The sequence below is a fragment of the Stenotrophomonas sp. PS02289 genome, assembly GCF_029960115.1.
In the GTDB taxonomy this organism is placed as follows: Bacteria; Pseudomonadota; Gammaproteobacteria; order Xanthomonadales; family Xanthomonadaceae; genus Stenotrophomonas.
In genome coordinates this window covers 1-4,877 of record NZ_JASCOZ010000243.1, presented here as the reverse complement: position 1 = coordinate 4,877, position 4,877 = coordinate 1, and the positions used below count along the sequence as shown (strand labels likewise).

General features: G+C 64.0%; 6 protein-coding genes and 1 other RNA gene. 3 read left to right on the top strand and 4 right to left on the bottom strand.

Going from position 1 to position 4,877, the window contains the following annotated elements:
- The coding region (locus QMX83_RS20200; RefSeq protein WP_282298423.1) for a transposase zinc-binding domain-containing protein at window positions 1-600 on the bottom strand (600 nt) is incomplete at its 3' end.
- Between the two features lie 383 nt (window positions 601-983).
- Window positions 984-1,136, bottom strand: coding sequence for a hypothetical protein (locus QMX83_RS20195; RefSeq protein ID WP_282298422.1), 153 nt, complete (start codon window positions 1,134-1,136; stop codon window positions 984-986).
- Between the two features lie 461 nt (window positions 1,137-1,597).
- Here QMX83_RS20195 and QMX83_RS20190 point away from each other — a divergent pair, with 461 nt between their 5' ends.
- A complete protein-coding gene (locus QMX83_RS20190; RefSeq protein WP_180832829.1) occupies window positions 1,598-2,350 on the top strand; it encodes an NRDE family protein in 753 nt (250 codons plus the stop codon).
- A 34-nt stretch (window positions 2,351-2,384) separates the two neighbouring features.
- Here the strand turns inward: QMX83_RS20190 and QMX83_RS20185 are convergent, their stop codons facing one another.
- The gene (locus tag QMX83_RS20185; protein WP_227852443.1) at window positions 2,385-2,528 is read right to left on the bottom strand and encodes a hypothetical protein; all 144 of its coding nucleotides are present in this window, start codon (window positions 2,526-2,528) and stop codon (window positions 2,385-2,387) included.
- Window positions 2,529-2,704: 176 nt separating this feature from the next.
- Here QMX83_RS20185 and QMX83_RS20180 point away from each other — a divergent pair, with 176 nt between their 5' ends.
- The gene (locus QMX83_RS20180) at window positions 2,705-3,184 is read left to right on the top strand and encodes a DM13 domain-containing protein (RefSeq protein ID WP_047290306.1); all 480 of its coding nucleotides are present in this window, start codon (window positions 2,705-2,707) and stop codon (window positions 3,182-3,184) included.
- Window positions 3,185-3,447: 263 nt separating this feature from the next.
- Window positions 3,448-4,410 carry an IS110 family transposase gene (locus QMX83_RS20175; protein ID WP_049459279.1) on the top strand — a complete coding sequence of 321 codons (963 nt, stop codon included), beginning with the start codon at window positions 3,448-3,450 and terminating at the stop codon, window positions 4,408-4,410.
- Window positions 4,411-4,473: 63 nt separating this feature from the next.
- Here the strand turns inward: QMX83_RS20175 and rnpB are convergent.
- Window positions 4,474-4,877: RNase P RNA component class A (gene rnpB / locus QMX83_RS20170), an RNA gene on the bottom strand; the annotation flags it as partial.

Below are 4,877 nucleotides of genomic sequence, written 5' to 3'. Positions count from 1 at the left end.
CCGGCGCGGCTGGCGCCGCGGCGGCTCGACGTTCGCGTCGTACACGCCGTCGAGCCACAGCATGTGGAAGTGAACATTCAGGTTCAGCGCGCTGCCGAAGCGCTGGATCAGGGTCACCACGCCGCATTGCGCGCTGGCGTGGTCGACGCCGACTTGATCGGCTAACCAGCCGGCGATGACGCGCTGCACGATCACCAGCACCGGGCCGATGGCCTCCGGCTTGCTGGCGAACAGGAAGCGCAGCGGGTACGGAAAACTCAGCACCCATTGCCGCACCGGCCGCGGGCCAAACACCTCCTCCACCAGGTGCCGCGCGCTCTCGGCCATGCGCCGCGCCCCGCAGCTGGGGCAGAAGCCGCGCTTCTTGCAGGAGAAGGCCACCAGCCTCTCGGCCCGGCACTGCTCGCAGACCACGCGCAGGAAGCCGTGCTCGAGCACGCCGCAGCGCAGGTAGGTCTCGAACTCCTCGCGCACATACTCGGGCAGCGGGCGGTCTTCGGCCTCAAGACGCGCGATGAAGTCCGGGTAGTGCGCCTGCACTAGCGCGTACAGCAGCGTGCGCTCGGGAACATGGCGTGCGTAGCTCGGCGCGGCCGCCAGCGCGGTGTTTGCGGCACGGGCGACACGCGGCGCGGCGCGTCCCTCCGGTGCGGTGAGGCACAGCACGGAACGATCCTGCGCATCGACGGCTGCACAGTGTTCCGCGCGGCCTCATCGCCGCCCATCGGCATTTCTCCCGCGCATGGGTAAGACATCGGCGCGGCGCAGCGTAGCAAATCACCTACCTGAGGGCACCTCTAAAAACCCCCGCTCTCGCGCCAGCAGCCCTCAGCAGAGTGCCCCGCTGACGGCATCAGGGTGATCCTCCGGGTACAACAACTGCGGCGCATGACAATCGATCCTGAAGCTGGCCAGAAACCGGCGGACAACCCGCAAAACGGGGATGAGAGTTCCCGATTCGACTGCGGCGCAGAGGGTCAGGTCTAGAATTGTTGCACCGCGTCGCATTCAGCAACAAAGCACAACAACTGCGGCGCATGACAATGAATCCTGAAGCTGGCCAGAAACCGGCGGACAACCCGCAAAACGGGGATGAGAGTTCCCGATTCGACTGTGGCAGCAAGGCGCAGGTCCATGCAGCATTTCATCACTGAGAGACTTTTTCGCCGCCTTCAGGCTGTTGAGGAAGCGTCTGTAGATGCAGCCGCTGCGCGAGCGATTGCAGGCGGCGCAGCAGTGATTCATGGTTGCCGAATCTGCTGCGGCCAGGCCTCCCGCTGACGCAGTGCTGGACCTGCCACGCGCAACCCGAATCGAGGTCTTGTCCGGCACGCTAGATTTCCCTCTGATGCCCACCTTAGCAGCGGCCGAAGGGTTGTCAACAACTTTTCAGCGGGGAAATCGCCAGCCGCATCAATGGCTTGCAACAACCTTTAGAGAATTGTTCAAGGCTTATCCACAAGTTGCTGATCCGTCTCAATTTTTGAGATTGAACGGAAGTTCAGGGGTGTGGACAGAGCGTGAAACATCGCTCGCGCATTCATGCGGGACGGGCAGGAAGCGGCGCCAGACTGCGCAAACCGTGCACAATGAGGCCATGTGCCTGCTCGCTCTTGGCTGGATGCACCACCCGCGCTGGCGGCTGGTGATGACCGGCAACCGTGATGAGTTCCACGCCCGCCCGACAGCGGCGCTGGCCCCCTGGCAAGATGAGACCTCCGTCATCGGGGGGCGCGACCTGCGCTCCGGCGGCGGCTGGGCCGGCGTCGGTGCGGGTGGACGCATGGCCGTGGTCACCAATGTCCGCGACCCGCTGGCCGCACAGACCGGTCCTTCACGGGGTGCGCTGGTGGCCGACTTCCTGCGCGGCCGCGACCCCGCCGCCGTGCATATCGACCGACTGGCAACGGTGGCCGGCGCCTACGCCCCATTCAACCTGCTGCTGGCCGATAGCGACAGCCTGGAGTTCCTGGGCAACCACCCTGCCGAGCGCCAGCGCCTGGGCCCGGGCGTGCATGGCATGTCCAACGGCGCGCTGGACGCACCTTGGCCGAAGACCCGACGACTGATGGCCGCGCTTGAAGCCTGGTTCGAGGCCGGCGATGAGGACCTGACCCCGCTCTGGGCCGCCCTGGCGGACGAACATCGCCCCGCCGACAGCGACCTGCCCGACACCGGCATCGGATTGGAACGCGAGCGCTGGCTGAGCCCGGCCTTCATCCGCGGCGACGACTATGGCACCCGCGCCAGCACGGTGCTGCTGATCGATGCCGAAGGGCACGGGCAGATCCACGAGCGTCGCTTCGGCCCTCAGGGCGCAGCCAACGGACAGAGCCACGTCATTTTCTGACCCGGTCACGCTGGCCGCTGGCCGGAACCTCTTTTCAGCAGGGTAGTGCCGGCCACTGGCCGGCAACCTCCGGATTTTCAGGCAGGCCACGCAGCTGCCGGCCAGCGGCCGGCACTACCGCACGCATGTCGTCATTGACGTGGCGGTCGTCGTCAGCGCAGCGCGCCTGATACGTCATTCAGCTTCCAGCCGCGACCGCGATCCGCCCTCGCCAGAGGGCTTTCAGCATCGCAGCCACCCGACTGTGCCCTTTTCGCAATCGGCCCTGTGCCTATATAATGTCGGCCCTGACCTCCCAGGGTGGTCAGGCCCGGCACTTCGCCGCGCGATCGATCGCAACCACAAGGAGGCCCCATGCGCCGCATCCTCATCCTGCTCGCCACCCACCTGCTCACCCTCGGCCTGGGCTTCGGCCTGGGCGTCTATCTCCTGCCGATCCTGATCGCCCCCGATGACCCGCCGGTTGCGCAGGTGCAGGCGGCCATGAAAGACGCCCCCTACCGCACCACCTTTCGCCGCGACCTCAAGGGCAGTGATGCGGTGCATTGGGCGGAAGGCAACGTCAGCGTCAGCCCGCGCCAGGTCGCGTTCGACGGCAAGATGGGTCCGGGTCCGGATTACAAGGTGTACCTGGTCCGTGACTTCGTCGACAACAAGGCCGATTTCCTGAAGATCAAGGCACAGGCCCAGCGCATCGGCGAGGTGAAGACCTTCAACCGTTTCCTGGTGGACGTGCCTGAAAGCGTCAACGTGGACGATTACACCACCGTAGTGGTGTGGTGCGAACGGTTCGAGCAGTTCATTTCCGCCGGGCAGTACCGCACGCCGGGTTGAACAACATCCCAAGCATCTGGGCGAAGAGCAGCCGAGCATGGCTTGTATGTTCCTCCCGGCTCCTACGCGGTATGTAGGAGCCAGGGTGGAGGGACCGTCAACATGATATCTGCGGATAGCAGCCGACAGACGAGCCGAGCGATCCCCATCCCGCACCTTAACGTCGATAAAGGATCTAGCGGCCTTTGAGGACCGCCGATGTAGGCAAGCCAACGTGGTGCGGTACCACCCCAGCCCCTCAACAATAGCTGGGAGTTGCGCAGATGTCAGATCATTTGGCCGTCGGCATCGATGCCGACTCAAAGAGCCTTGTGGTGGCACGCCATGGCACCAAAGGCAGCACTCGAATCCCCAATTCAGCGTCAGCCATCGGTAAGTGGCTGTCCACTCTGCCGGTCGGGTCTCGCATTGGAGTGGAAGCAACCAATCGCTACCACGAGCTTGTGGTTCAAGCTGCCCAGAAGGCCGGCCACGTCGTCTTTGTGCTCAATCCGCGCGACATCAAACATTACGCCAAGGGCGTGGCCTGCCGCGGCAAAACCGACTCAGGTGACGCGCAGGTCATTGCGCGTTACATCGCCAAGGAGGCCGACAATCTGCATGAGCATGTCGCCCGATCGCCTGCGCAGGAGCAGCTGCATGTGCTGCTCCAGCAACGTGACAGCCTGGTCCGGAGCAAGGCGAAGTTGAATCTCTCGCTAGGCGCGGGGGCGTCGGAGTCGGCCATCTTTGGGCGCATCTTCGATGGTCTGAAAGAGGCCATTGCCCTGCTCGACCAACAGATTCAGCAGCTGTGCCGCAGTGGCGAACAGCGCGACCTGTATCGGCGGATCATGACCATTCCGGGGGTTGGGCCGACGGTAGCGGCCTTCGTCACCCATCACATCACACGATGGCCCTTGACCAGCTCGGACGCCTGGATCGCCTGTACCGGCCTGGATCCGCGCCCCAACGAATCCGGCGCCCGGATCGGTAGGCGGCGCCTGTCCAAGCGCGGCAACGCCAGCCTGCGCCAGATCCTCTACATGGCGGCCATGGGACTGACCCGCTCCAAAAATGGCAAAGCCCTTTACAACGCCATCCGCGAACGCGGCCACAGCAGTACTGCCAGTTTCAACATCCTGGCCAGAAAGCTGGCCAGGATCGCTTGGGGCGTCTTCAAGAGCGGCCGGGACTTTGACCCGGCCATGCTGAAAGTGGGTCAAGCCTGCTTCCAGCAGGCTTGACCACGAACATAGGATCTCGGCTCTACTGTAGAGCCGAGCCATGCTCGGCCTACCGTAAGAAAGAGGCGGAGCCGGCCGATAAGCCGGGTTCTGTCGTGGACAGTCATTCCTCTAGGCGTTACGTCACCGCAACGCTCAAGCAACCTACCCGGATCCAACGCGGGCCGCGCCAAAGGATCCCTATTTGGTCTTGCTCCAGGTGGGGTTTGCCGTGCCGGTCTGTTGCCAGACTCGCGGTGCGCTCTTACCGCACCATTTCACCCTTACCGGCCTTCCGAAGAAGACGTAGGCGGTATCTTGGGTATAGGAAGTTCAACCGCCCTTTTTTGCGAGTCTGGCAGGTAGGAAGCGGCCGCGCAAGCGCCGCTTTGGGCACAGATCGGGCACAGATCGGGGGTTCATGCGTGGGTTTTCGACATCGCGGGGCCACGCAGCGGCTCAGTGCGTAGCCATTTCTCACCGAATCC